General features: G+C 70.4%; 24 protein-coding genes and 1 pseudogene. 12 read left to right on the top strand and 13 right to left on the bottom strand.

Features of this window, described 5'->3' with window-relative positions; all coding sequences use genetic code 11:
- Positions 1-60: 60 nt before the first annotated feature.
- Complete coding sequence (locus ACFWVV_RS20080) at positions 61-1608, top strand: FAD-dependent monooxygenase (RefSeq protein ID WP_384352899.1); 1548 nt, start codon at positions 61-63, stop codon at positions 1606-1608.
- A 67-nt stretch (positions 1609-1675) separates the two neighbouring features.
- On the top strand, positions 1676-2023 hold the full coding sequence (locus tag ACFWVV_RS20075) for an ArsR/SmtB family transcription factor (RefSeq protein ID WP_384352896.1): 348 nt from the start codon (positions 1676-1678) through the stop codon (positions 2021-2023).
- A gap of 354 nt (positions 2024-2377) precedes the next feature.
- On the opposite strand, the gene ACFWVV_RS20070 is transcribed toward ACFWVV_RS20075, so the two are convergent.
- Positions 2378-4048 (bottom strand): hypothetical protein, encoded by a 1671-nt coding sequence (locus ACFWVV_RS20070; RefSeq protein WP_384352893.1) that lies wholly within the window; start codon positions 4046-4048, stop codon positions 2378-2380.
- Positions 4049-4083: 35 nt separating this feature from the next.
- Here ACFWVV_RS20070 and ACFWVV_RS20065 point away from each other — a divergent pair, with 35 nt between their 5' ends.
- The 3 genes from ACFWVV_RS20065 to ACFWVV_RS20055 all read left to right on the top strand — a co-directional run bounded on the left by ACFWVV_RS20065 (position 4084) and on the right by ACFWVV_RS20055 (position 5970).
- Complete coding sequence (locus ACFWVV_RS20065) at positions 4084-4275, top strand: hypothetical protein (protein ID WP_384352890.1); 192 nt, start codon at positions 4084-4086, stop codon at positions 4273-4275.
- Between the two features lie 227 nt (positions 4276-4502).
- Positions 4503-5138: a LysE family translocator gene (locus ACFWVV_RS20060; RefSeq protein WP_384352887.1), complete on the top strand. Its 636-nt coding sequence runs from the start codon at positions 4503-4505 to the stop codon at positions 5136-5138.
- A gap of 247 nt (positions 5139-5385) precedes the next feature.
- Entirely contained in the window at positions 5386-5970 is a 585-nt protein-coding gene (locus ACFWVV_RS20055) for a DinB family protein (protein ID WP_384352884.1), read from the top strand.
- 184 nt (positions 5971-6154) lie between these two features.
- Here ACFWVV_RS20055 and ACFWVV_RS20050 read toward each other — a convergent pair whose 3' ends face one another.
- Together ACFWVV_RS20050 and ACFWVV_RS20045 are read right to left on the bottom strand one after the other, a co-directional pair.
- Positions 6155-7579: a hypothetical protein gene (locus ACFWVV_RS20050; protein ID WP_384352881.1), complete on the bottom strand. Its 1425-nt coding sequence runs from the start codon at positions 7577-7579 to the stop codon at positions 6155-6157.
- A gap of 359 nt (positions 7580-7938) precedes the next feature.
- On the bottom strand, positions 7939-8190 hold the full coding sequence (locus tag ACFWVV_RS20045; protein ID WP_384353130.1) for a transketolase C-terminal domain-containing protein: 252 nt from the start codon (positions 8188-8190) through the stop codon (positions 7939-7941).
- A 441-nt stretch (positions 8191-8631) separates the two neighbouring features.
- On the opposite strand from ACFWVV_RS20045, the gene ACFWVV_RS20040 reads away from it, so the two are divergent.
- The gene (locus tag ACFWVV_RS20040; protein ID WP_384352878.1) at positions 8632-9153 is read left to right on the top strand and encodes a pyridoxamine 5'-phosphate oxidase family protein; all 522 of its coding nucleotides are present in this window, start codon (positions 8632-8634) and stop codon (positions 9151-9153) included.
- Here ACFWVV_RS20040 and ACFWVV_RS20035 read toward each other — a convergent pair.
- Complete coding sequence (locus ACFWVV_RS20035; protein ID WP_384352875.1) at positions 9117-9449, bottom strand: hypothetical protein; 333 nt, start codon at positions 9447-9449, stop codon at positions 9117-9119. The two genes, ACFWVV_RS20040 and ACFWVV_RS20035, sit on opposite strands and share 37 nt — an antisense overlap.
- A 493-nt stretch (positions 9450-9942) precedes the next feature.
- On the opposite strand from ACFWVV_RS20035, the pseudogene ACFWVV_RS20030 reads away from it, so the two are divergent.
- A pseudogene (locus ACFWVV_RS20030) lies at positions 9943-10281 on the top strand (LD-carboxypeptidase); the annotation flags it as partial.
- Positions 10281-10496: a hypothetical protein gene (locus tag ACFWVV_RS20025; protein ID WP_384353127.1), complete on the top strand. Its 216-nt coding sequence runs from the start codon at positions 10281-10283 to the stop codon at positions 10494-10496. The pseudogene ACFWVV_RS20030 and the gene ACFWVV_RS20025, both read left to right, overlap by 1 nt.
- Positions 10497-10672: 176 nt before the next feature.
- On the opposite strand, the gene ACFWVV_RS20020 is transcribed toward ACFWVV_RS20025, so the two are convergent.
- The 3 genes from ACFWVV_RS20020 to ACFWVV_RS20010 all read right to left on the bottom strand — a co-directional run bounded on the left by ACFWVV_RS20020 (position 10673) and on the right by ACFWVV_RS20010 (position 13921).
- Complete coding sequence (locus tag ACFWVV_RS20020) at positions 10673-12016, bottom strand: polysaccharide lyase family 1 protein (protein ID WP_384352872.1); 1344 nt, start codon at positions 12014-12016, stop codon at positions 10673-10675.
- Between the two features lie 512 nt (positions 12017-12528).
- Entirely contained in the window at positions 12529-13134 is a 606-nt protein-coding gene (locus ACFWVV_RS20015; RefSeq protein WP_384352869.1) for an MBL fold metallo-hydrolase, read from the bottom strand.
- Positions 13135-13276: 142 nt separating this feature from the next.
- A complete protein-coding gene (locus ACFWVV_RS20010) occupies positions 13277-13921 on the bottom strand; it encodes a CGNR zinc finger domain-containing protein (RefSeq protein ID WP_384352866.1) in 645 nt (214 codons plus the stop codon).
- Between the two features lie 58 nt (positions 13922-13979).
- On the opposite strand from ACFWVV_RS20010, the gene ACFWVV_RS20005 reads away from it, so the two are divergent.
- From ACFWVV_RS20005 to ACFWVV_RS19990, 4 genes are all read left to right on the top strand, one after another.
- Complete coding sequence (locus ACFWVV_RS20005; protein ID WP_384352863.1) at positions 13980-14756, top strand: MBL fold metallo-hydrolase; 777 nt, start codon at positions 13980-13982, stop codon at positions 14754-14756.
- A 118-nt stretch (positions 14757-14874) separates the two neighbouring features.
- Complete coding sequence (locus tag ACFWVV_RS20000) at positions 14875-15960, top strand: LLM class flavin-dependent oxidoreductase (protein ID WP_384352860.1); 1086 nt, start codon at positions 14875-14877, stop codon at positions 15958-15960.
- Positions 15961-16044: 84 nt separating this feature from the next.
- Complete coding sequence (locus ACFWVV_RS19995; protein WP_384352857.1) at positions 16045-16272, top strand: NADPH-dependent FMN reductase; 228 nt, start codon at positions 16045-16047, stop codon at positions 16270-16272.
- Between the two features lie 130 nt (positions 16273-16402).
- Complete coding sequence (locus ACFWVV_RS19990) at positions 16403-17683, top strand: MFS transporter (RefSeq protein ID WP_384353124.1); 1281 nt, start codon at positions 16403-16405, stop codon at positions 17681-17683.
- 120 nt (positions 17684-17803) lie between these two features.
- On the opposite strand, the gene ACFWVV_RS19985 is transcribed toward ACFWVV_RS19990, so the two are convergent.
- The 6 genes from ACFWVV_RS19985 to ACFWVV_RS19960 all read right to left on the bottom strand — a co-directional run bounded on the left by ACFWVV_RS19985 (position 17804) and on the right by ACFWVV_RS19960 (position 24255).
- Complete coding sequence (locus tag ACFWVV_RS19985; RefSeq protein WP_384352854.1) at positions 17804-19369, bottom strand: alpha/beta hydrolase; 1566 nt, start codon at positions 19367-19369, stop codon at positions 17804-17806.
- Positions 19370-19877: 508 nt separating this feature from the next.
- Positions 19878-20039 (bottom strand): BBE domain-containing protein, encoded by a 162-nt coding sequence (locus ACFWVV_RS19980; RefSeq protein ID WP_384352852.1) that lies wholly within the window; start codon positions 20037-20039, stop codon positions 19878-19880.
- Entirely contained in the window at positions 20036-21343 is a 1308-nt protein-coding gene (locus ACFWVV_RS19975) for an FAD-binding oxidoreductase (RefSeq protein ID WP_384352849.1), read from the bottom strand. Before ACFWVV_RS19975 ends, ACFWVV_RS19980 begins: the two co-directional genes overlap by 4 nt.
- Before the next feature lie 166 nt (positions 21344-21509).
- Positions 21510-22760, bottom strand: coding sequence for a peptide synthetase (locus tag ACFWVV_RS19970; RefSeq protein ID WP_384352846.1), 1251 nt, complete (start codon positions 22758-22760; stop codon positions 21510-21512).
- Positions 22761-22800: 40 nt separating this feature from the next.
- Complete coding sequence (locus ACFWVV_RS19965; protein WP_384352843.1) at positions 22801-23535, bottom strand: DUF3159 domain-containing protein; 735 nt, start codon at positions 23533-23535, stop codon at positions 22801-22803.
- 69 nt (positions 23536-23604) lie between these two features.
- The gene (locus tag ACFWVV_RS19960; RefSeq protein ID WP_384352840.1) at positions 23605-24255 is read right to left on the bottom strand and encodes a GPP34 family phosphoprotein; all 651 of its coding nucleotides are present in this window, start codon (positions 24253-24255) and stop codon (positions 23605-23607) included.
- Positions 24256-25452 lie beyond the last annotated feature (1197 nt).

The following is a 25452-nucleotide window of genomic DNA, read 5'->3' as shown; positions in this document are numbered from 1 at the left end:
AGGTACGGTCCGTAACGTACCATGGAAGGTACGTTACACATCGTACCCCTGGAGGTCTCCATGCCCTTGCCGCCCCTCCCCGCCGCAGCAGACGTAGTTGTCGTCGGAGGTGGCCCCGTCGGCATGCTGCTCGCGGCCGAACTCGCCCTGCGCCAAGTCCGGGTGGTGGTCCTCGAGCGTGCGGAGCAAACCGCGGACGAGCCCCGGGCCGGCACTCTGCACGCCCGTACCGCGCAGTCCCTGGCACGGCGCGGCGTGCTGCCCGGCGGCCCCCTCGGTGTCACGGCACAGGAACGTACGAGTACGGCCTTCCACTTCGCCGGCATGCCGGGGCTCACCATCAACGCCCCCGCCTCCGAGGGCGCGCCCGTGGTGGGCATGCCCCAGGCCCAGATCGAGCGCTACTTCGAGGCGCGCACACGGGACTTGGGCGGCACCGTCGTGCGCGGCGCCACAGTGCGCGAGGTCCGTCCGGGTGACGAAAGCGTCGAGGTGGAACTCGCCGACGGCTCAACCGTCACGGCGGGATGGGTCGTCGGCTGCGACGGCGCCCGCAGCACCGTCCGCACATGGGCCGGCATCAGCTCGACCGAACACCCCGCCACCTGTGCGGCGCTGGTCGGGATGGTGCGGCTGTCCGATCCCGCCCGGGCGTTGCCGGGATGGCACCAGACCCCCAGAGGCTGGGTCATGATGAACGTCAACCCGTTCGGCGTCAGCCGGGTGCTCACCTTCGACTTCGCCGCGCGGCACGAGGACCGGCGCGCACCGGTCACCCTGGCCGAGCTCGGCGAGACCACAGCGCGCATCGCAGGGCACCCCGTCCCCATGACCGACCTCGGCCCTGCCGGACGCTTCAGCGACTTCGCCCGCCTGGCCGACACGTACCGCAGCGGCCGCGTCCTGCTGGCCGGTGACGCTGCCCATGTGCACTTTCCCGTCGGCGGTCAGGGCCTGAACCTCGGACTGCAGGACGCGTTCAACCTGGGCTGGAAACTCTCCGCCGTGCTGCGCGACGGGGCGCCGGAGAAGCTCCTTGACACCTATACGCAGGAACGGCGGCCGACCGCCCGCCGCGCCATCGAGAACACCCGGATCCAGGCCACGCTGATGGACCCCTCCAGCCGGTTCGACCCGCTGCGCACCCACTACCGTGAGCTCCTCACCCTCCCCGAGGCGAACCGCCGCATCGGCGACATGATCAGCGGCCAGGACGTCGCCTACGGCCACGGTTTCGCCCAGGACCGCGCCCTGGGCGGCGTCCACACGGGACTGCGCCTCAGCGACCTGCTGGCAGGCGGCCGTGCCGTCCTGCTCGACGAGGCGCAGGGGGCGAGCGCCGCCGCAGAAGCTGCCGCCGCCTGGTCCGACCGGCTCGAGAGCACCATCGGTGCCGCCCTCTCCCACCCGCGGCCCTGCGTCCGGCTCATCCGCCCCGACGGCTACATCGCCTGGTCGTCACCCTCGCACGCGGTGCGCGCCGACGAACTCCAGGACGTACTCGGCCGACTGCTGGGGCCGCGCCGGCAACGGGCCTCGACGGTGGCAGGACCAGGCCCTCAGGCGGCCGGACACCGCACCGCAACCGCCTCACCGCGCGGACGGTGACGGTGACGGCATGCAGGTACGGCCGACAGCGTACCCTAGGGGGAAGGGAGAGACAGAGAGGGCCGACATGACCACAGATTTGTTCCACCCCGAGCTCAAGGACGTCGAACTGGGGCGCGTCCTGACCGCCCTGACCGACCCGCTGCGCCGGCGCGTCATCACAGATCTCGTCCGGGAGGAGGACGGTGTCGAACGCACCTGCATGTCCTTCGGCCTGCCAGTGGGCAAGTCCACGCTCACCCACCACTTCCGCATCCTGCGCGAAGCGGGACTGATCCACCAGGTCGACCGCGGAAACAGCCGCAAGGTCCAACTGCGACGCGCGGAGTTCGAAGCCCGTTTCCCCGGAATCCTCGCACTGCTGCTCGCCGAGGGTCCCAAGGAACCGGCTCCCGGCACCCAGCCCGCCGCCTGAGACGCCGCCCTGGCCTGTCGCCAGGGTGGCGGAGCGATCGGAGTGGGCCCGGCCGTACCGCCGTACATCTGTCTCTTGAGCAGCTTGACAGCAGGTCGACGGCCGTCATGCGGCCCCGCCCGACGGGGCGGTGTGGTCGTCGATGGCCTCTGGACGATCTGTTCGTCCATGCCTCGGGGGTGGGGTCGGCCGCGCAGGACGTAGGAGAGGTAGCGGCCGGCTTCGGCGGGCAGGCGGTGGCGTTTGAACGCGCCGTGCATCACGTACACGACGGCCACGACGTCGGCGGCGGCCAGGACGACGTCGACCACCGGCCGCACCCTCGCCCGCACCGCTGCGGCTGCCGCCCGCGCCTCAGCCGGGCGGCGTAGGCGCGTTGCCGCCGCTGCTGTTGCTGTTGTTGTCGTTGCTGTTGTTGTTGTCGCTGTTGTTGTTGTCGCTGTCGTTGTCGTCGTGGGTGCGGGGCTTCCGGCGAGGGAGGAGCCACCACAGGAGGGGGGCAGCCAGGAGGAGTGCGCAGCCGGCCGCCCAGGGGGCGAGGCGGCGGAGGGTGCCCGGTTCGGCGGGGGCGGCCTCGGGCACGGGGGTGATCTCGCCGTGCACCCGGACCTCGACCGGTGCGCTGTTGTTGGCGGGGACGCGGTCCGAGGCGGGAGGGTCCACAAGTGTGAGCCGGGCGGTGGCGCCCTCGACCTTCTTGTCGATGTGCAGCCAGACGACGGTGCCGTAGGCCTCGATCTCCGCGGGGCAGCCGAGGACCCTTCCCTTCACCGGAGCGCAGTAGGCCGAGTCGGTCTGCTCGAACTGGAGCGGGTCGGACACGTAGCTGAAGCCCTCGGGAAGCGTCAGGTGCTGCCTTCGGTGTTCGTTCCTGGCCCCGCCCTGCAGCCGCCATGCTCCTGTGGACGTCTCGCCGTGGCGGACCGGGTCGGGGATCCAGACCTTTACGTTCTCGCCCACCTCACCCTCGATGAGGAGCGGGGAGACCTCGATGTCGCCGCCCTCGTCGGCCGCCGGGGTGGTGAGCTGCCACGACGTGCTGGCTGCCCTGATGGCGCTCGGCGTGCCGGCCGCGACGGGCCGCGCGGTCAGTGGGTCGCCGGTGCCGCGCGGGGCGCCGGCCGGGAGCGGGGAGGGGGCGAACTCGTAACCGGTGGGGATGATGTCGGCGGTGATCCGGCCGCCCCTGGTGCCCTCCGCGACGGCGACCGCGAGCGGCGATGTCAGTGCGTAGCCGGTGTCCGCGGGCATCGGGCCGGGGAAGTCGCACAGTGCCTCGGTGGGCGCTTCGAGGCTGTCGTAGCGGCAGTTGCGGTGGAGCGGCAGGGTCAGGGCGGGGCGGGGTTCGGCGGGGTCGACGGGGGTTGTCCTGAGGTGCAGCGTGATGCCGTCGGGGTAGTCGAAGCCGCCGCCGGTGCGCTCGTTGACGAAGCTCAGGGGCATCCGTGCCGTACTGCCCGGCGGGACGTTCTTCAGGGGTTCACCCGCGAGGACCGAGCCCACGTACCTGGCGAAGACGACGGGGGTCGTGGTGCGCACGGCGGTGGCGCCCCGCGCGCTGAACTCGGCGTCGATGCGGGCCCGTTCCCCCGGGCGCGCCGGCCGCTTGGAGCCGACGTGGAAGGGCACCAGGGTGCGCACCTCGGGCGTCTTCCCCGGGCTGGGAGGAAGGGTGCAGGTGATGATCATGGCTTTGCGGGAGCAGGACTTGGACATCACGCCGACCCGGGTCTTCTCGGGGTCGAGCGTGCTCAGGTCGAAGACGGCCCGTACGGGGTGGTCGGAGGCGGCGCCGGTGGTGCGTACGACCACCTCGTACGGCGGCAGGTCCTGGTAGTCCTCGGCCTCCGCGGGCGTGACGAAGAGCGCCTTGGGGACCTGTTCCAGGGTGAAGCCGTCGAGCTCGGTGGCGGAAGCGGCTCCGCCTGCGCCTGCGGGAGGGGCGAGGGAGGCGAGGGCCAGCAGCGTCGCCGTCAGGAGCAGGGCTCCTCGGCGCGTCCTCGGCCCGTTCGTGCTGCCCGGCATGCGCATGCGGCTCTCTCCGTACGGACGTGCGACACATGGTCGTACATGCGTCCGCCACGCACCCTACAGAGGGGGCCGCCCGGCTCGGGCCGTCAGGGACCGTGGACGAGGCCGCCGAGCGCGACGAGGGCTGGCAGATGAGGCCTTCTTCCGGTGCCCGGGCGCTGAACGGGAAGGACCGCATCGGCCGCACTGTGGCGCTGATGGAGGCGGGACCGGTGGCGTGACCTCCGCGGGACGCGACACGATACGGGCCGGGGTGAGGAGTTCGGCAAGTCGCATCGCCGCGGGGTCCACGTGCGCTTCGACGACGGCACGACCGAGGACGCTCCGCATCAAAACACCTGATTGATCGTCCACGATCGAGGTACCCGGCCTTGTGCCGCACGCACGCCGCCTGCGGAACAGCGGACCTCATGCATGCCACCCACCCGTCGGCGAACGGAGTTTTGCAGTGTCGGTCAATCTCGCGGGTTTCCTCGGTGTTGTCCTGCTCGCCTATCTGATACCAGGCCCTGACTTCCTCGTTGTCGTGCGGGCCGCGGCCCAGCGTCCCGCGCTGGGCCGCGCCGCCGCCCTCGGCGCGCAGACCGGGCTCTGTGTCCACGTGCTGGCGGCTGCCCTCGGCCTGTCGGTGCTCGCCGCCCAGTCCGCGGCGGTCTTCACCGCGATCAAGTTCGCGGGCGCGGGGTACCTGGTCTACCTGGGCGTACGGGCGTTGCTGGCCGCCCGGGCCAGCAGCGCACCCGCATCCGAGGGGCCGGGTTCCGCGCCCGCTCCCACCCCCCTCACCCGCCGTGCCGCCTTCACCGAGGGCTTGCTCACCAATGTCCTGAACCCCAAGGCCGCCCTCTTCTTCCTCAGCGTCCTTCCCCAGTTCGTCGAGCACGGCAGCACGTCGACCACGAGCCAGATCTTCTTCCTGGGCGCACTCGACGTCGTCGTCGGCGTCGTCTACTGGGCCGGCCTCGTCACCGTCGCCGCGAAGCTCCGCACCCTCCTCAACCGCCCCTCCGTGCGGCGCCGTTGGGAACGTGTCACCGGCTGCCTCTTCATCGGGATCGGCGTGGGGGTCGCCGCCGCCAACTGAACCACCGCACGGCTGAGCCGCAGACCGACCGATCCGCCGCCCCGGCCCCTGCTCGGGACGGCGGTCTACCCGGTTCATCCCGCCGCACAGACCCGCATCGGGAACTTCCCGCACATCGGCGGGAAGCACAGCACGGCCCTGTCGAAAGGCGAGGCGACCGCCGAAGCTGCTGGAGGCTCGTCCGGTCGTTGCGGTCCACGTACGGGGATCTTGAGGCCGTGAGTAGTCCATGGCAGGCTCGTGCCGCATGATCGATGAATTCGCCAAGGACACCCTGCACGGGAGACTGCGGCGGGACCGCAAGGCGCTGCTCTGGAAGCTCGACGGCTTGTCCGAATACGACGCCCGCCGACCATTGACAGCGACCGGGACCAACCTCCTCGGGCTGGTCAAGCACGTGGCCGGTGTTGAGGCCAGGTACTTCGGCGAGGTCTTGGGCCGTCCTTCCTCCGAACCGCTGCCCCGGTGGCAGGATCATGACGGCAGCGATCTGTGGGCGACTGCGGACGAGACCCGCGATCAGATCATCGAGTCCTACCGGCGCACGTGGGAACACTCGGACGCGACGATCAACGAGCTTCCCCTCGACGCCCCCGGCCACGTGCCGTGGTGGCCGGAGCCTTATCGCCACACGAATCTGTTCGCCATCCTGGTCCACGTCCTCGGCGAGACCAACCGGCATGCCGGGCACGCCGACATCCTGCGAGAAGACGTCGATGGCCGAACCGGGATGCGGCCCGAACAAGAGACGCAGATCGATGAGGAGGCCCGGGACGCCTACTGCGCGAAGATCGAGCAGGCCGCCAGATCGGCCGCATCGGTCAAGGCATAGAGGGCTGTGCCGCGTGACCTGTTGTAGAGCGCGAGGGCGCACCGGAGCACACGCGGTTCGTCTGCGCCGAACGCCATGCCGCCGCGGGAATCGTAGGGCGTGGGCATGTGGCGACTGCAAAGTGCTTGGGCTCATCGGGCACACCGTGGCATGTCAGGGGCGTGCGGGTGAGCGCGGGAGGGGTTCAGTCGGTGAACTCCACGTGGACCGGGGCGCTGTTGTTGGACGGGTTCGGGTCGTCGGCCTGGTCCGCCGGGAGGGTTTCGATGCGGCCTTCGGCTCCGTCGACACGGCGGTCGAGGCTCACGGTGAGGGTGGGGAGGCTCCGGCCGATGCCGGGGTAGCAGAGGACGGTGGTCGCCGGGCCGGTCCGCAGTTCCGCTCCCGTCCCTTCGCCCAGCTCCCTCGAACAGAACGGCTGGTGGTCGCTGGTCGGCTGGTCGCTGCCGGGCTCCGGGGCGCTGCTGGGCGGCGGGCTCAGGTGGGCGGTGGTCCCTTCCGGGAGGACCAGGCGCACGGCGTGGGGGGCCTGCCCTGGGCGGTCCAGAAGGTGCCACTTCATCGTTGGGATCTCCAGCTCCACCCGCTGGCCCGGCCTGCCGCGGAGTGTGACGGGCGGGGCTTCCCAGTCGGTCTTCGCCTCCTGGTAGGAGGTGGTGAAGGTGACGCCGCCGGGGGCGGTGCCGGTCGTACGGGGGGCCTCGTCGGCCGGTGCCAGGGTGAGCGGGGGGTCGGTGCCGTGCAGGGCGTCGTCCGGCAGGCCCTCGTACTCGTCGGGGGTGCCGGTCGGCCAGGCCGAGTACATGAGGGAGCCGTGCGTGGGGATTCCGCCGCCGCGGGCCGCGGTGTCGACGGTGGCCTCCACCGGTTCGGTCAGCCGGCGCGTGGTGCCGTCGGTGAGCGGTCCGGGGAATTCGCATTCGGCGACGGTGGGCGCGGCAAGGCTGTCGTAACGGCAGTTGCGGTGCGTCTTCTTGAGGCTGGCGCCGTCGGCCTTCACCAGGACGGTCACGCCCTGGGTGAGGGTGAGATCGCCCTTGTACGAGAAGACGGGCTCGACCTGGACGGTGGACCGTGGGTGCATGCCTAGGCGGCGGGCCGGGCTGGGTTTGCGGAACTTCGGGGAGCCGACCACGACCTGGACGGTACGGGTGACCGGCGGGCCGCTGCGGCGGGTGGCGGTGACGGAGATGCGACCGGCCTCGCCCCGCGGGGTGCCGGGGAGGGCGCGGAGCTGGAACGGCGAACCGGCGCGGTTGACGGCGGAAGTCGGACACTCGATGCGGAAGTCCTCCTTCCGGCAGTGGAGGCCGATGTCCGGGCTCAGTTCCAGGCGGCCACGAAGGGCTGTCAGGTCGTACGTGACCCTGTCGTCCGCCTTGATCAGGTTCTCGTCGCCTACGAAGTCGGCCAGGAAGCCCCTCGTGTACTTACCGCTGTCCTCCGCGGAGGGAACGTAGTGGGTGCTCGGGACGCGCAGGGGGAACGGGCGGACGGTGGGGGCGGCCGAGGGTTCCGGGGCGGGGCGGCCGGGCTTGTCGGCCGTGCAGGCAGCAGCGGCGAGGAGCAGCGCAAGCAGACCGGGCAGGGGGAGGCTGCGGTTTCTCATGCGTCGTACGACGAGTGAGCCGGGCGGAGGGTTGTAACCGATCGCTTCGGAACGACCTGGCCACACAGTTGTGCCCTGCGAAGCTGCGACTTCGACTGGGCGGTTGAGAACGGGACGACTCGTGAGGCAATGGCTCGGGGAGATGCCGGGTGGGAAGCAGCCCGCGGAGATGCCGGGCGGGAAGCAGGCCGCGGAGATGCCGGGCGGGAAGCAGGCCGCGGAGATGCCGGGCGGGAAGCAGGCCGCGGAGATGCCGGGCTGCCTGATCGAGGTCATCGCGAAACCGTTGTACACCGACCCGATGCCCCAGCGCGCCCGCGTCTGCGTCCGCGTCCGTGTCCGCGTGACGGACGGCCGGTTCATCGTCGAAGTCGAGCGCGAGCGCCCGCGTCGGCGAGGGTCTGGGCGATCGCGGCCCCGGCTCCGCCGCTGCGACCGCCGTCCTCGACCGTGGCGACCAGCGAATGGCCGAGGCAGAGCTCCACGAGGGCGGCGGGGACGGGCACGATCCAGCGCGGGTCGACGACGGTGCGCTGAACCGAATCGCCCTCATGGATCCTGCCTTCTGCACTCGCGTCTACGCGACCTCCCCTCGCACAGTCGCCGGACACCGGGCGTCCGGTCACGAGGTCATTACGCGGCCCGCAAGGAAGCGGCACCTGCCTCCGGGAATGTTTCCCGAACCCGTGCCCGGCTGCCTGAGGCAGGTCGAGTACGGCAGGATACGGAATCAACGAAGCTCCTGCGCCGATGAGTTGAGACGTCGAAGAACTCCCAACGGCACGGGGGCCCCGTGCGTTGCGGAAAGCCACCTCGTCACCCGACCGGTGGCCACCCTGAAAGCACTCGGTGACCGTGCTCGACGGCACCTTGGTCCTGTACTGGCCGCCGGACGGCTTCGGCGTCCTTTTCCGCCGGCGTTCGTCCCCCACCCGTTGCCCTCCACGCGGCACGGAGCGCAACCCGCGCGGAGCAACCTGACCGCTGATTCGTCAAGGACGACAGCAGCAATGACGACAGAGGGTGTCGGGTTTACTGCCGACGATGGGCGTATGCGCGAAACCCCAGAAGAACTCGACAAGCTCCAGTCCCTCCTCGACTCCTCCCTCTCCGGCTCGACCGCACACCTCCGCTCGATCGTCGAGGGCCGCACCGTCACGGCGGCGCAGCTCACCGGGGTCCTCACCGGCATGTGCACGCTCGCCCTCTCCACGGTGACCGCACAGGGCGAACCGCGGATCAGCGGCGCCGACGGGCACTTCCTGCACGGCAGGTGGCACTTCGGCACGGCGCGCAACGCCGCCAAGGCCCGTCATCTCGCCGCCCGTCCGGCCGCCAGCGTCGCGCACCTGCGCGGCGAGGACCTCGGCGTGTTCACCCACGGCACGGTGCAGGAACTGAACCCCGAGGGCGCGGAGGCCACGGCCGACTGGCAGGAACTCCTCGCCTACTTGCAGGACTTCTACGGCGACGACGACGCCTTCGACTGGAACCGCGAGGTCGTCTACTACCGGCTGAACCCGCACTGGATGACCGTCTACGCCCCCGACCTCGACAAACTCACCGGCACGTGACACCGGGCCCGTCGACGAGGATCTGCGCCTGCGCGTACGTGGGTGGGCGCGGGGCCGGTCGACGGCGCGCCGTCGCGTACCGCCGGCGCCGTGGTGATGCCGGCCAGCGCTTCCACCAGGAGCCCCGGCGGGCAGAGCGTGTACGGGTCGCCGTCCTCGGTGCGCGAGGGCGGGCCGGACCCCTGGCCCGCCAGGTGCGCGACGACGTTCCGGCACACCGGTGCGGTGAGGCGGCGGGAGAGCATCACCCGGCCCTCGGGCAGCCGCACCACGAGCGCGCGCGGGTACTGGTGCAACCCACCACCACCGCGCGCCCACGGTGTCCGCGTGTCTGATCTTCAGCCATGCCCCGGTACGCCCCCGCGGTTGACGTGTCGCGTATTCCTCGGAGAGTCAGCCGTGGCGTCACAGTGTGTGGTCTCCGAGGGCATCCGTCGTTTGCCGACAAGGCCCCGGGCGTCCGTTACTGTGCGCCGTTCCGTACCCTCCTTGGTGATGTCCCCTCTTCTCTCCCCGCCACGCCGCCGAGTCGCAGCCGCGCTCTCCGTGACGGCCGCCCTCGTTGCGTTCGGAGCGTGGGTGCTGTGGCCGGTCTACGACTCATCGTGCGTCGTGTACTCCGGGGTCTACACCCCCATGAATGCGCCGAAGGCCGAGGTCGATGCAGCCGTACAGCGAGGCTACGACAAGGCAATCGCCGATGGCGCGTGCGGTCCCGAGCGAGCGCGCTTCTACAACTGGACTCGATGAGGCCGGTCCTGGGACGACGACCGCATCCCCGAAAAATGCGTGGCCTGTTGCTGCGGGCGTCGGGACACTGCCGCAGTGACCCTTACCGAATCGCCTCAGTTGCTGCGGCCTCGCGCCTTGGAGCCCGGAGACCTCGTCGTCATCGCCGCGCTGTCCGGATCGCTCCATGCCCGTTACTTGCCTGATCTCCAGCAGGCGGTGGCCGAGTTGGAGGGGATGGGATTCCGTGTACGTCTCACGCCGCTTCTCGAAACCGGCCGGCACCGTTGGTGGAGTGCTGCACGGCCGGACGAGATAGCCGGGGAGTTCAACGGTCTGCTGCGTGATCCCGAGGTGCGCGCCGTCGTCGCGCACGACGGTGGCCAGACGGTGTTCGGATATCTCGACCTGATCGACTTCGACGCGATCAGGGCCGATCCCAAGCCGATCCTCGGCTACACATCCCGGTCCTGGGCGGCGTCGAGTTCGGACACGCCGGCCCGAATCTGCCGATGCCGGTCGGCATCCGCGTCGCCCTCGACGCGCAGCAACGGACGCTGTCGCTGCTCGAATTGGCGGTGCATCGACTTGAGGGGGGCCCGGACCGTCGTTGATGGCTGCGAGTCATGCAGCGTGCGTGAACCGTCCTGTGGGCTGTTGTCCGGGAGGCGCCGTGGGGTGCCCGGGTACGCATCCCGGGCCCCTCACAGTCCGTGGCGCGGCGGATCGCGGGGCATGGTGCGCGAGGGCTGGGGGCTGGCGGTCTCCCGGCCCTCGCGTGTCTCGGGTGCTACTTGAGCACGCCTGCTCCCGTCGTCGTCGCCAGCGACGTCGGCAGGTTGCTCGCCGAGGCTTCCAGGCCCGTCGTAAGAACCGGGGTCCAGTTGACCGTGGTCTTCAGGTCCTTGGACGAGGCGGCGTTGTGGGCGGCGACGAGGTCGATAGCCGTGCCGTTGACGAGGTTGCCGGAGCCTTTGACCGCGCCGGTGCCGTCGCCGCTGAGGAGCTTGGCGGCCTTCGCGCCGGAGGGCAGCTTCCAGTAGTTGTGCTCCGCGACGACCTGAGCCTTGGCTCGGGAGTTGATGGTGTACTGCGGCGTGTACCCGTTGAGAGGTGTGACGTCGTAGTAGTTGTTGTAGAGGTGGATCTGGCCGATGCGGGCCAGCGGGGCGCGCTGCATGATGCCCTTCCACACGTTGTGGTGGATGGAGACGCGCAGCTTGCCGACGCTGTCGGTGTCAGTGCTGCCGATCAGCATCGTCTTGTCGTGGTGGGTGAACTGGTTGTGCGAGACGGTCACCAGGTCGGATCCCTTGGTGATGTCGAGGGCTCCGTCGTGGATCTGGTACTCGCGGCCGAAGTACTTCGGGTTGGCGTTGTCGAAGTGCGGCGCGTCGGTGAACGTGTTGTGGTCCGCCCACACGTGGGTCGCGCCGCGCAGGGTCACCGAGTCGTAGTTGGAGTTCCAGTTCCCCTCGTCGCCGTCTGTCGGGTCCCACTGGGGGAAGCAGTCCTCGGTGGCGGCGAAGGTCAGGTTGCGGACGATGACGTTGTCCACGTTCTGAATCTGCAGCATGGCCCCGGTGAGGCCCGCGTCCGTGCCGGAGACACCCATGATCGTCGTGTTGGCGGGGACCTTGAAGACCATGTTCTTGCCCTGCTTGGCCTGGGCGGCGGCGCGTGCCTTCTCCTGGGTGCCGGAGGGCAGTTTGGAGCGGCCGTAGGTGGCCGGGTCGTAGGCCTTGAGGTAGGCCGGCAGCGAGTAGCCGGTACCGAGGGCGTAGTCGGCGCAGGTCAGCTTCTTTCCGCTGTCATCGGTGTTGGCGTCGATCATGCCGTTGATCTTGATCATGCGGGGCGTGGTGTCGGAGGCCGAGCCCAGCGCCTTCACGAGCTGAGCGCGGGTGGAGACGGTGAAGGTGTGGGCGGCGTCGGCCTGCGTGCCACCGGTGGTCCCTGTACCGGAGGACGCCCAGCCGTCCTTCGCGGCGAGCGTCTGGTGGTACAGGTCGACGGCCCCGGCGTTGGCGTTCATCAGAACAACACCGGAGCCGACGCATGCGGTCACGACAGCCGCGCAGAGGACAGCGGCACGACGGGAGCGGAGGGACCGGCGGTGGGAGCGAGCAGCCACGAGGCTTCCTTACAGGGGGAGAAATGGGGTTACGCCCTGTCAGTGGCCGTCGGCCCGTGAAAGGTTGCCGCGTGCGGAGATCGATTTCCTCCGCTTTCCCGCGACTGGGGCAGGACCAGCCAGCCGACCTGCGTCCGGTCCCGATGCCATGGCGGCCTGCGATCCGGCGGAAGTCACCGTCCTCGCAACCGTCGCAGGAATCTGCCGGAGAGAGCACCCTGTTCCGCAGGACGGGGCATCACCCCGCGTATCAGCCGCTCAGTGGCTGACCGACATCAACCTCTGCGCACAACGGCATTCGGTTCCGGCCGCGTTCACCGTGTGTGACCAGCCGCCGTACGTGGCGGGCGGCCGGCCGAGCCTTCAAGCGCTGTAGATCGCCTGTGCCAGGCCCGGCCCCGGCTGCAACGCCCCGAACTTGGCAGGGAAAGCACCTTCCCTGTGGGACCGACGTGCTGAAGCGGATCGCGAGGCGCTGACGGTGCAGTTGGCTTCGGGGTGACCTCCACGGTTCAGATGGGGGTGTTCTCGTCGGGGACGAAGGGGTTGCCGTGACCGGGGACGATCAGGGCGGGGCTGAGGCGGAGGATCTTGCGGCGGGAGGCACGCAGGCCCTCGCGGTCGTCCGAAGTGGGGTCTTGGGCGGGACCGTCTTCGCTCCACCAGGCGTGGGTGAGGACGATGGTCCCTTCGGCGGTTTCCGCGACGGTGGAGATGTCCTGGGGGGTGTGGCCGGGCGTTTCGATCAGGTGGATCGAGGGGGAGAGCCGGTACCCGTCGGCGGGCCGGTCGTACCAGAGGTGGTTCTCGTACGCGGCCCAGACGTCGTGGGCGCGCGCGTGGGGGAAGAGAGCGGCATTGAGGGTGTGGTCGGGGTGGTGGTGGCTGAAGACCACGTCGGTGACCTGCTCGGGGCTGATTCCGGCGGCAGCGAGCGGGTCGAGGATGAGTGTGCGGTCCGCAACCATGCCCGGGTCCACGACCACGATCGTGTCGCCCTCTCGCAGGAGGGAGACGGTCGAGGCGACGTGCCACGGTTTCTCGCGGCCGTCGCGGTCCGCATTGCGGGCGTCGAGGCTGTCGTAGCCGGTGGTCAGCAGGGTGAATGTGGCCGTCATGAGAGGTGATGGTCCTTCGTCGATCGTGGGGAATGACCGGCGGGGAGGGCGAGGCGTGTGCCGTCCGTGCCGGGGCGTGAGGGTGTGCGAAGCCGCGCCCCGGCGCGGGTCCGGTGAACCGGCGGGGCGGGGCCCGCCGGACTCAGTCGGCGGTGGCCTGGGTGCGGCGGGCGTAGGCGCGGGCGGCGCGGGCACGGTCGCCGCATCGGACCGAGCACCAGTGGCGGCGTCCTGCGCGGAGCAGGTAGCGGTTGCAGGGGGTGGAGGGGCAGGCCGTCAGGCGTTCGGCGTCGGGGCCGGTGAGCAGGTCGGCGGCGTCGGCGGCGAGGATGCCCAGGGCCTGGTCGACGATCTGGTCGACGGGGTGCGGGGCGGTGCGGTGCATGCCGCGGACCGCATCCCAGCCGAGCGGGGAGGCGGTGGGGACCCGTGTGAGGGCCTCGTTGACGGCAGCCATTGCGGTGGCGGGGGCAGGGTGGCCGCCGACTTGGGCGGCGAGCAGGGCGCGTACCTGTTCACGCAGGGAACGCAGGCGTGCCGCGCAGATCTCCTGCATTCCGGCGTCCACGGGGGCCAGGTGGTGGTCGACCAGCCACTGGTTGGCGCCGGATGGCGTGCCCAAGGCGTCGAGGAACTGGCCGCCCGGCAGGGCGACGGCGCTGTTGGCAAAGCCGAGCGCGGGGTAATGCTCGGCGCCCGGCGCCGGCGGCAGCCCGGAGTCGACCGTTTCGACGGTGGCAGGGGTATCAGTCTCACTCACAGTCCTCACGCTACAGCTTGCCTTCATCCGTGACAAACACTATGGTCACGGATATACGTCAATCTATCCGTGAGGTGGTTTCACCATGGCATCAACCGGCGCGTCCAGCGAGCAGGTCCCCATCCGTGTCTTCGGCGGCCCGACCACGCTTGTCGAGTACGGCGGGCTGCGGTTCCTGACCGACCCGACCTTCGACGCCCCCGGCACCTACCCCTCCGGCTTGGCCAAGACCGCGCCCGCCTCCGCCGCGCCCGCTGATCTGGGCCGCATCGATGTGGTGCTGCTGTCGCACGACGAGCACGACGACAACCTCGACGCCTCGGGCCGCAAACTGCTCGCCGATGTGCCCCTGACCCTGACCACGCCCAGTGGCGCGGGAAGGCTGGGCGGCACCGCACGCCCCCTGAAGGACTGGGAGTCCATTGAGCTCGACCGCCCCGGCGGCGGCACGATCACCGTCACCGGCGTCCCGGCCCTGCACGGTCCGGGGGCACGCGAGGACCTCGAGCCCGTCGTCGGCGAGGTCGTCGGCTTCGTCCTGAGCGGTGACGGCCTGCCCACCCTCTACATCAGCGGCGACAACGCCCAGCTCTCCCCCGTCCGTGAGATCGCCGACCGTTTCAGCCCGGTGGACACCGCGGTGCTGTTCGCCGGCGCGGTCCGCACTCCCGTCCTGGACCGTGCGCTGCTCACACTCGACAGCGTTCAGGCCGCTGAAGCTGCCCGCATCCTGGGCGCCCGCCGCATCGTGCCCGTCCACTACGACAGCTGGGCCCACTTCACCGAGGGCCGCGACGAGCTCATCGCCGCCTTCACGGCCGCCGGTCTCACCGACCGCATCGACTTCGGCGTCCGCGACTGACCCCGACTACGTCCGACCCGAACGACCGGACACGGCCGGGCGCCGGCCGACAAAGCCCCGCTGCCGCTGTCGCCGGCGCCCGGCCCCACCTCCCGCACCGCCGAAGGACCGCCCCACCATGACCGACCCCATCCGCGGCACCCGCCACGGCTCCGCCCCCGCCGCCCTGTCCGTACTGGACTCCGCCATGACCGGCACCGGCCAGAGCGCCGCAGAGGCCCTGGCCGGAAGTATCGAACTCGCCCGCCTCGCCGACCGGCGCGGCTTCACCCGCTACTGGATGAACGAACACCACGCCATGCCCGGCGTCTCCACCTCCAGCCCGCCCGTCCTCCTCTCCCGGCTCACCGCGGAGACCAGCAGGCTGCGGCTCGGCGCGGGCGGGATCATGCTGCCCAACCATCCGCCACTGGTCGTCGCCGAACAGTTCGGCATGCTCAACGCCCTCGCCCCCGGCCGCATCGACCTGGGCCTGGGCCGCGCCCCAGGCACCGATCACACCACGGCCGCCGCCCTGCGCCGCGGCGCGAGCGACACCGAGGACTTCCCCCAACAGGTCGCCGAACTGCTGCACTTCCTCGGCGACGACTTCCCCGCCGGCCACCCCTACACCGACCGCGTGTACGCCGTCCCGGGACCTGCACAGGACCGGCTCAACGGCGTCACCCCGCCCGCGGGCCGCCTGCCGGTGTGGCTGCTCGGCTCGTCCGGCTACTCCGCACAGCTCGCCGCCCGGCTCGGCCTGCCGTTCGCCTTCGCCGCGCACTTCAACCCGCACGATGCCGTGGCCGCCCTGCGTCTGTACCGCGAGCGGTTCACTCCGTCAGAGGCCCTGGCCGAGCCGTACACGCTGGTCAGCTTCACCGTCGCCGCATCCGACGACGCACGTGAGGCCCGCCGCCAGGCCGGCACCCTCGCGCACGCCATGCTCCGCATGTTCCAGCGCAAGTCCTACCTGCTGCCGTCCCCCGAGGAAGTGGACGCCTATCCCTACGACGCCGAGGAACGCCGGACCGTCGAAAGCTGGCTGCACCACGTCCCGCACGGCACCCCCGAGCAGGTCACCGCCCACCTGAACCAGGTCCAGCGGGACTCCGGCGCCGACGAGCTCATGATCGGCAGTGTCGGCCACTCCGTCCAGGCCCGGCTGCGCTCCACCGAGCTGATAGCCGACGCCTACGGCATGCCCGACAGCCCGTACTGACGCGGGCCGGCCGGGCATCCGTCCAGCAACCTCACCGCCAGATGTCTCTTCTCCTGATCCTTCAGGAGTTGTCGGGGAGATCCCGTGGCCAGCGTCCTCACCCTGTCCGGCAGCCCCTCCCCCGCGTCCCGTAGCCACCTGCTGGCCGAGCACACCGCCACGGGCATGCGGGCCTGCGGCCACCACACCCGCGTACTCACCCTGCGCGACCTGCCCGCGGCACCACTGCTCAGCGCGGACACCCACGACGCGTCCCTCGCCCGCGCCGTGCGCCTGGTCGCCGACGCCCTCGTCGTGGCCACCCCCCTCTAGCAGGCCGCCTACTCCGGCCTGCCCAAGGCCTTCCTCGACCTGCTGCCCCCGAGCGCCGCCTGACGACCACCGACCGACCCGCCCCGTGACCGCCACCCCAGCCTCCGGGCAGCTCGAAAGCACGGACCCCATGGCCCACCTTCCCCTCTCGCCCGCCCGCACCCCGCCCAGCGCCGCTCCCTCCACCTCCGCAGCCTCCATCGCCGCGGTGCAGAAGCGCACCCTGACCGTGCTGCTCGTCTCCCAGATCCTCAGCGGCGTCGGCCTCGCCGCGGGGGTCACCGTCGCCGGCCTGCTGGCCGGGCAGATGCTCCACAACACCTCGCTCTCCGGACTGCCCATCGCTCTGCTCACCGCGGGCTCCGCAGGCGCCGCCGTCACCATCGGACGCGTCTCCCAGCGCCTGGGCCGCCGCCCCGGACTGGCCGCCGGGTACCTCACCGGCGCGCTGGGCGGAGCGGGAGTCGTCGTCGCGGCCGCACTCGACAGCCCGGCGCTGCTGTTCCTCTCCCTGTTCCTCTACGGCGCCGGCACCACCTCCAACCTCCAGGCCCGGTACGCGGGAGCCGACCTCGCCGCACCCCCTCAGCGCGCCCGCGCCACCTCCACCGTCATCGTCGCCACCACGGCCGGCGGCATCGCCGGACCTCTCCTCACCACCCCCGCCGGGCACCTCGCCACCGCGCTCCACCTGCCCGAGCTGACCGGCCTGTTCCTCCTGTCCACGGCCGCCTTCACGCTGGCCGCACTCACCCTCCTTCTGTGGCTGCGCCCCGACCCGCTGCTGCTCGCCCGCACCCTGCCCGCGGCCCCTGCGGAGGGCGCACCATCGGGTCACCCCTCCCGGCCCGGCCCCGGACTGCTCGTGGGCGTCATGGTCCTGGTCCTCAGTCAGCTCGTCATGGTCGCCGTGATGACCATGACGCCCCTCCACATGCACGCCCACGGGTTCGGCGCCGCCGCGTCCGGCCTGGTCATCGCCCTGCACACGGGCTCCATGTATCTGCCGTCACTCCTGGCCGGCCGCCTCGTCGACCGATTCGGCGCCACCGCGATGACCGTGGTGACAGCCGGCACGCTGCTCACCGCGGGAGTGCTCGCCGCCCTCGCCCCCGGCCACTCCTTCCCCCTCATTGCTCTCGCCCTCGTACTCCTCGGCGCCGGCTGGAGCTTCGGCCTGGTCACCGGCACCGCGATCGTCACCGACAGCACGCCCCTGACCACCCGCGCCAAGGTCCAGGGACTGGTCGACGTCGCCCTCGCCCTCGCAGGCGCGGTCGGCGGCCTGGCCTCCGGCATCGTCGTCACCGCCACCAGCTACCCGGTCCTCGCCGCCGTGTGCGGGGTTCTCGCGGCCGCGGCTGCCCCTACCGCCATCGTCGCGGCCCGCAAGGCCTCCCACGCCGCGTAGCCGGCGTAGTCACTACAGAACCTGGGTTTACAAGATCGTCCATGGCCCCAGGAGCGGGCAGTGCGGCCAGGCGGTGGAATGCGGCGGTGAGTTCATGTCGTCAGGGCCAGGCAGGGCGGGTCACAGCCTGCAACGGGTGCCGGTGGGCGGGGTTTTGAGGTCGAGGAGATACTTGTTGACCGCGTCGTCGACGCACTTGCTGCCACCGAGGAGGTAGGCGCCGTGCTGCTTGCCGTCGACTGTGAGCAGGCTTCCGCCGAGGGCTTTCGCCATCGCGATGCCGCCCTTGTGCGGTGTCGCAGGATCGCCGGTGACCGATACGACGAGCGTCTCGGGGATGCCTTCGACACCGGAGAGCCAGGGTTCGTCGCGTGTCGGCGGCGCCGGCCACGCCTCGCATTCGCTGTGGTAAGTACCTGCCGTGAACGTGTCGATGTCGAACATCGGGGCGGCCTCCCCGATCTTGCGCGCGAGCGCCGTCTGTTCCCTCGACGTCGTACGGGGTGAGTCCATGCAGCGCACAGCGATGTTCGTGTCGAAGTCGTGGCCGTAGGCGCCGTTCGCTGTGCGGGCGTAGAAGGCGTCGCGCAGGGTGAGCATCTGGTCGGCGTTGCCCGCTTTGAGCGCGGTGAGGGCGGAGATGACGTGGGGCCATTTCTTTTCGGAGTACAGTCCGCCGCTGATGCCGAGGTAGGCGTCCCAGACGCTCAGTGTCCGGCCGCCGGTGGTCGGTGCCGGTGTCTCGACGAGCGGTTGGACGATCTCGTGCAGGCGGTCGTTCGCAGCCGCGGGGTCGGGGCCGAGAACGCAGTCGGGCGATTTCGCGCAGAGTGCGGCAAGGTCGTCGAACCGTGCCTGCAGTCCGGCGAAGGAGGAGAGGCGGAACTCGCTCGCCGTCAGGTCGGGCGAGACGGCTCCGTCCAGCACGATCGCGCGGACCTTTCCGGGGTGGGCCGCGGCGTACATGGCTCCGAGTTCGGTGCCGTAGCTGTAGCCGAGGTAGGTCAGCCGGTCGTCACCGAGTACCTGTCGGATGATGTCCATGTCGCGTACGACGTTGGCGGACCCGGCGTTCACGAGGTTCGCGGTGCCGCCGGAGCCGGCTGCGCAGCGCTCTGCGAGTTCGGTCGCCTCCTTGGTGCTCGTGATGTCGTGCACCGCGCCGAACCGGGTTGCGTGGCCTGCGTCGTACTCCTTGTCGGTGTAGCAGTCGAGGGCCGGAGTCGACGACCCGACCCCCCGAGGGTCAAAGCCGACGATGTCGAAGCGTTGGGCGACGGGGCTCGCCTGCCACTGTGGCAGGGTGACCGCGACGAAGCCGGTGCCGGATCCTCCGGGTCCGCCCGGGTTGAGCAGCAGTGAGCCCTCGGCGTCGCCTGCGGCGGGGAGGCGGGTGAGCGCGATGCGTGCCCTCTCGCCCTCCGGCTTGTCGTAGTCGAGCGGGACCTCGACCGACGCGCACTGGAGCGCCGGGTTCGCGAACAGCTTGGCGTCCTTGGTGCTCGTCGCGGTGTCCTCGCACTTGACCCAGTTGAGCTGTTGCCCGAGGTAGGCGCCGAGGTCCGCGTCCGCGCCGGAGCCCGGTGGAGGAGCGGCGGGCGCACATCCGGCGAGCAGGAGGAGTGAAGCCGCGGCGGCCGCGGCGAGCACGGTCTTGCGGCGCTGGGGCGAAGGGACAGGTCGCATGCGTTTCTCCTGTGTCGAGCCGCGGTCGTGCACAGGGGCGCGGCGGTGGTTGACATCGACTGTTGCCGTCGACGCGTCGGGAAGGCGAGTCGCGAACCGTGTGCGCTGCAGTGAGAGGGAGGGGCGCAGCGGTGGCAATGGCGCGCCCGGCTCCGGGACGGGCTTCGTCCACGCCCCCCGGCGTCACCGTCTTTGCGTGAGGCAGACGTCCGTGCAGTCGTGACGGCGGCCGTGCAACGCCTGCGCGACGCCTTTCCGCCTTCATCGAAGACCGTTGGGTGAAGGACCGGAACTTCCGAGGCCGCCGAGGAAGCATTGCCTCGGGCCTCCATATCGGCACTGGGAGCTTGTCACACGATCATGAGTGGGCCTTCTGCCCACAGCTGTCGGCCGCCTTCTCCCGCCTCGGCTGCCCCGACGCGTGCCGGTCACTGCAAGTCATCTGCCCGAGGCGGGACTTGAGGAGCGGCACGCGTCCGACGGCCGGAGTGGCGATGTCGTCTTCGCCTCACACGGGCGTGGAACCTGCCTCGGCGACCCCCATGGGGAGCGGTGTGGCGGTGAAGACGGAATCCGGGTCGACGGCAGATTTCACAGCGAGCAGGCGTTCGGTGTTCGGCCCGTAGGAGTGGGCTACCTGGTCGGGAGTCTCCGGGCCCAGGAAGTTCACGTAGCCCCCGGCAAGGAGAAGGGTTCCAGCGCGGTGTGGAGCTCCTCCAGCCAGCGCAGGTGTGGTGACCCGCCGTCGCGACCGCCTGTGTTGTTCTTGCCGTCGCTGCCCTCCCACATGGAGATCAGCTCGACCATCAGGTGCGGTTCGCGTCGGCCGAACGCGGTCGAGCCGAGAGGTGGATGGGTGGCGGCGCCATGGAACTGATGCCACACGATCGCGGAGAACGGTGAGGTGAACTCCTGGGCGGCTCGGTCCAGGATGGTCGCCAGGGAGGCGGGGACGCTCTGGAGGGTACGCGTGCGGATCGCGCCCATGCGCCCGGGTGGGAACATGGCGTCCGTCGCGGCCAGCGTCGCGGAGCGGGCGACAGGTCCCACTTCGGCGAGCACGGGTGTGCCGAGTCCGGCCAGGGCGCGCACCGGCCCGTTTTCGGCGTTCCCCACCTCGAGGTCCCCCGACCAGGTCGGCGCGACGTACACCGTCGGTTTGCCGTCCGGGCCGGGAAGGAACCCCACGTCCACCGTCAGTTCGTCCGGACAGTTCTGAAGTATCCCGCCGAGGCCGGCGAGAACGCCGGCGCTCTGGGCGATCGGGTACAGGATGGTCCCCGACACCACCGTCGGCGTGGGGTGCAGCCGGATCCGCGCCGAGGTCACGACACCGAAGTTGCCGCCGCCGCCGCGCAGCGCCCAGAAGAGGTCCGGATGGTGTTCGGCGTCGGTGTTGACCCGTGAGCCGTCGGCCAGGACGACTTCGGCGGCGAGCAGGTTGTCGGCCGCGAGCCCGAACTGCCCGAGCAGGGGGCCGTAGCCGCCGCCGAGCGTGAGGCCGACCATGCCGACGGCGCCCGCCGTTCCGGTGACGGCAGTCAGGCCCACCCGCTCGGCGGCGGATACGACGTCGGACGAGAGTGCCCCGCCACCCACCGTCGCGCAACGGCGGTCGGCGTCGATCTGGACTTCCCGCATCTCCGTCAGATCGAGGACCAGTCCACCGGGGCGAAACGCCCGGCCCCAGAAGTCATGACCTCCGCCACGCACGGAGAGCGGCACTCCATGGTGACGAGCCGCGCGCACCGCGCCCTGGACGTCAGCGGTGGTCGCGCACCGCACGACGACGCAAGGGCGGACGTCGACCGCTGCATTGAACAGCGCCACGGCTCGTGTGTACTGCGGTCCGTGGGTGAGTACCCGGTCCGCGGGGACATGGGAGCGCAGCTCGGCCAGCAAGGCAGTGCTGACCGCGGTGCGGGCATTGGCGTCGGCATCGGCATCGGCATCGGCATCGGGGAGGGAATGCATGGTCACTCCTGTATGTCGCTCGGTGCGGCCCTCCAGGGCGCAGCGCGGAGTCGGAGACCGGGTGGTCAGTGAAGTTCGGCAGCGGCCCGCCCCGGTCGGCGAGCGCGGTCCACATCGCCGGAAGGCCGGCGGCGTGCCAGGGACGCAATGCGGTGTCCTGAAACGGTCAGGAATGCGGCGATTCCGGCTCGGCGCACTGTTGGGCCAGCACGGTCGCCATGTCGGGCAGCAGTACGGCCACGGGGTCGTGGGTCAGTTCCGTCATGCGCAGGCGTCCCCCGGCGGTGGCCACACCGAGGACGTGCTCACCGCGCAGCTGGGTGGTCTGCGCCGGTCCCCACAGAGCGGTGAGACAGGTGCGGCCGTCTGCCGGCGTCTCCACCACCCCGAGGTTGGTGATCTGGATGTCGGCGGCGGTGGCGACGGTCATCATCGCCTCGGCCTCTTCGGGGGTGGCCGGCGGCTGCTTCGCCAACGCCTCCGAGCCGGTCTGGAGTACCTGGGGTGTGCGCTGGAGTTCCAGAGCCCGGTGATGTCGCCGGGCCAGTTCCCAGAAATCCCCGGCCCGGGATGTCTCGCTCGCCGTCTTCGCTCCCGCGAACCGGTTGGCGACAGCGTCGGGGAGGCCCGCGGCACGCCGCAGGTCGATCGGGCTCAGCACCCTCACCCGGGTGCGTCCCGCGCGGTGGAAGACCGTGCAGGCGGCAGCGCACAGCGCCGCGTGCACGGACACGCCCTCAGTACGGCACCGGCTCACGAGCCGCGCGGTAAGTCCGCGTGGCAAGGCCAGGGCGGAAACGTGCGGTGCCCGTCCCGAGAACCGTGTCAGCTCGCCGGGGGCGTTCAGCACCTCGTCCCGGGGCGGTTCCACGGTGGGCGGCGCCACGTCGAGAGCGCGCAGCAGAGCCTCCTGGGTGGGCGGCACATCCTCTCGCGGGGTCGGCTCGCCGCCCTCCTCGTCGCCGTCGAGCGCGGCGACCAGGTCCGCCACCACCCGCATGCCGCCGGTGCCGTCGGTGATCTGGTGGGCGAAGGTCAGCACGATGACGCTGCCGGTCTCCGCGGGAATGAGTACGGTCCGCATGAGCGGGCCGGGCTCCGGCGCGATGGGGCGCGTCTGCTCACCGGCGACAACGGCCTGCCAGGGAGTCCCCTCGGCGGCGGTTTCGACGCTGACCGGCCCTTCTGCCCAGCGGTACCGGGCCCCGGGAGCCCGGCGGTCGACCGAGACGCGAAGCAACGGGTGCCGTGCCTGCACACCCCGCAGGGCCCGCGCCAACGTCTGCTCGCAGACCTTCCGGTCGATCTCGGCGACCAGGGAGAACTGGACGGGGTTGTGGTGCATGTAGAGGTCGATGGTCCGCTCGAAAGCTCCGAGTTCCCTCGCCGTCTCCACGTCCGTATGGCTGATCGACATTCAGGGACCCTTTCTCTGCTGGGGTGAGGTGACGGCTTCGCTAGCTGGGCGCACTGTGGCGGGGCGGGAGTTCGGCCTCCTGCGGAGTGGCCGGCCCGGCCGGCCGGCTCTTCACCAGGCGCTTCGAGGTTCGGCGGAAGGCCCAGCCGACGACCAGCGCGGCCAGCACGGTCAGGGGCGTGCCCATGGCGATCTTCGCGACGGCGAGCCAGCCGGTGGCGTCCTGAACGTAGAGCCACTGCTTCACCACGAACCGGGATCCGAGGACGAGTGCCGCGGCGAGGGTGGCGACATCGTGTGCCCGCATCACCTGACGGTCTTCGCGCCAGGCGTACGTGCCCCCGTGCAGGAGGTTCCACGCCACGCCGGTCAGGGGGCGGCGGAGGAGGACCGAACCGAAGGTGGCGAGGAAACCGGCGAAGGCCACCCAGATGCCCAGCAGGAAGAAGTCCTTGGCGGAACCGGTGAGCGCGACGATGCCCGCCGCGACCAGAACGCCGGTCAGGCTGCCGGAGGCGGCGAGGATACGTTCGCCGCGTATCAGCCGGATCGCGGTGAGCACCGCACCGGTGCCGACGGCCGCGATCACGGCCGCCTTCGTGGAGAGCAACGCGAGAGCGATCACGAACACCGCGACAGGGACGGTCGAGTAGAGGAGTCCCGCCGTACCGCCCAGGGACTCGAGCAGGGGCGGCCGCGGGGCGGCGGGCGGCGTCTTCCGTGGGCTCCGTGGTGTGGCCGGGGTGGGGCCGTGCTCGGCTTCGGGGGGGGACATCGATCACTCCTTCTCACGTGCTGCGGCTTGGGTGTTCCCAGGGCATTTCTTGCGCGCAGGCGCTGCGGTTCAGGCGCTCCAGCCGCCTCCCACGGCCCGGCTCGCGAGATAGGAGTCGCGCAGCGCCTTGCGCAGTCCGGGGACGAAGTCGTCGAACCGCGCCGCATGCGTGGTGAGAGAGGACTTGTGGGTGCGGCGGTCTTCCTTGCTCCACACCGGGGCCAGTTCCAGCTCCACGGCCAGGACGGCCATGGCCAGTTCGTCCGTCAGGTCCTCGGTGGGGGCACCGTCGGCGACGGTCGAGCGCACCCGCTCCTGGAGGGCTCGCACCAGGTCCGGGCGCACCACGGTGACCCGGTCGGTGGAGATGACCCCCAGCTTCTTCTCCCGCGTGAGGGTGACGTCCCCGCAGGCGAGCAGCTGGTCGCGGACCGGAGTCTCGGCGGTGTGTGCCTTGTTGTGCAGGAACTTGAGCCAGCCCCTGGGCTTGTCCTCGGGCAGGTCGTACCAGACTGCGGCGGTGAACGGATCCTCGGGCGGGTTGCCGGGGAGTCGCCGAACCTTCCCCCCGGTGGCGTCCAGCAGACCTTCACGGGCCAGCTCGGCCATCGCCCCGGCCCGCAGCAGCTGGCCGCGTCCCTGAATGTTGTCCAGCTGGAACTTCTCCTTCTCGACGGTGTAGCAGAGCAGGTACAGCTTCTGAGCGAGAGTCGTGGGCACGGGGATTTCCCTGTAGGTCGGCCGTTGCAAGACGGCGGGATCATTGCCGCGGAAAGAGGTGGTGCGCGCCAGCGGGATTTATCGCCCCCCCTTCCCGCAGTTTCCCCCAGATTTCCTTAACAGCGAGGAGATACAGAAGGCGAGGTATTCACCCTGTGATGCATACCAGTGGTGAATTCTCTGCGGCTGCTTTTCCTTCCTGCGTGACTACTACCTCCAGTCGGAGGCGTGAAACTGGTGACGTTACGGCACACTTCTCTGCGCCCGATAAAATGGACATTTCGCGCCACCGTTGCGTTTTGTGCACCACTTCAGAGGTCGAACCTCAACCGGCCGTGGTGCTGGGCCGGTCCGTCCGGGAGTCGGTGCGGGCCCGAGAATCGCTGTGGTGCTGGGACTGAAGCCGTCGGCAACGACAAGCGACAGTGGAGGACGTGCGGGCCGGGGGGGCGAGGCGCGCGCATCCGCTGACGCAGGACACGGCCCCGTCCCGGTCTCCCGCGTTTACGGCCGTCACTGCGACGGGGCCGGAAACAGGCCCTGACGGGGCAGTCACGATGCGCCGTTCCCGGCCCGCCGTCGTACCCGCGCGGGACAGTCGGCACGTACGCGGAGGTCCGCGCCGACCGCGCGGTGGCGGACCTCGCCGCAGGCTCCGCCTCCCGTCCCCCGCATGCCAGGAGATCCCGACCGCGACCAGGCAATCGATCGCATCGGATGATCAGTCGCGCGCCCGCACCTGTGCGCGAGACGACAATGCGATCGAGCAGCCGAGTCGAATGACGCGGGCACACGCGCGTAGAGAAATGCGCAGCATACGCATTTCTGCAATTCCCACTTCACGTGCACCGGTTGTTTGGCCTGCGGCTGGTCAGAAAACGGTCTCGGGCGAGTCCGGGAGCGCTGGGGGAGCTGCCACCGGCGGAATCGTTGCAGTTCCCTGCCGTCTCCCGGCTTGAGGCGCTTCGATGCGGCCCACTGCTTCCACGTCATGCTCCGCCTCCCCCTCGGCATCAGCCGCACCCGTATTAGTACAGCGTGTTAAACGGAACGCTAGCACACTGTGCTAGTACGGCGTGCTAGTACAGTGGGAGGGCTGTGAGAAAGCGAAGGAGAGCGGGAGGCATGGAAACACGCGAGAAGATTCTCCAGGCTGCTGCGGAGATGATCGCCGAGGACATGACGGCGAAGCTGAGC

This window comes from Streptomyces sp. NPDC058663, from assembly GCF_042716745.1.
Taxonomy (GTDB): domain Bacteria; phylum Actinomycetota; class Actinomycetes; order Streptomycetales; family Streptomycetaceae; genus Streptomyces.
This window is presented reverse-complemented; position numbering and strand designations above follow the sequence as displayed.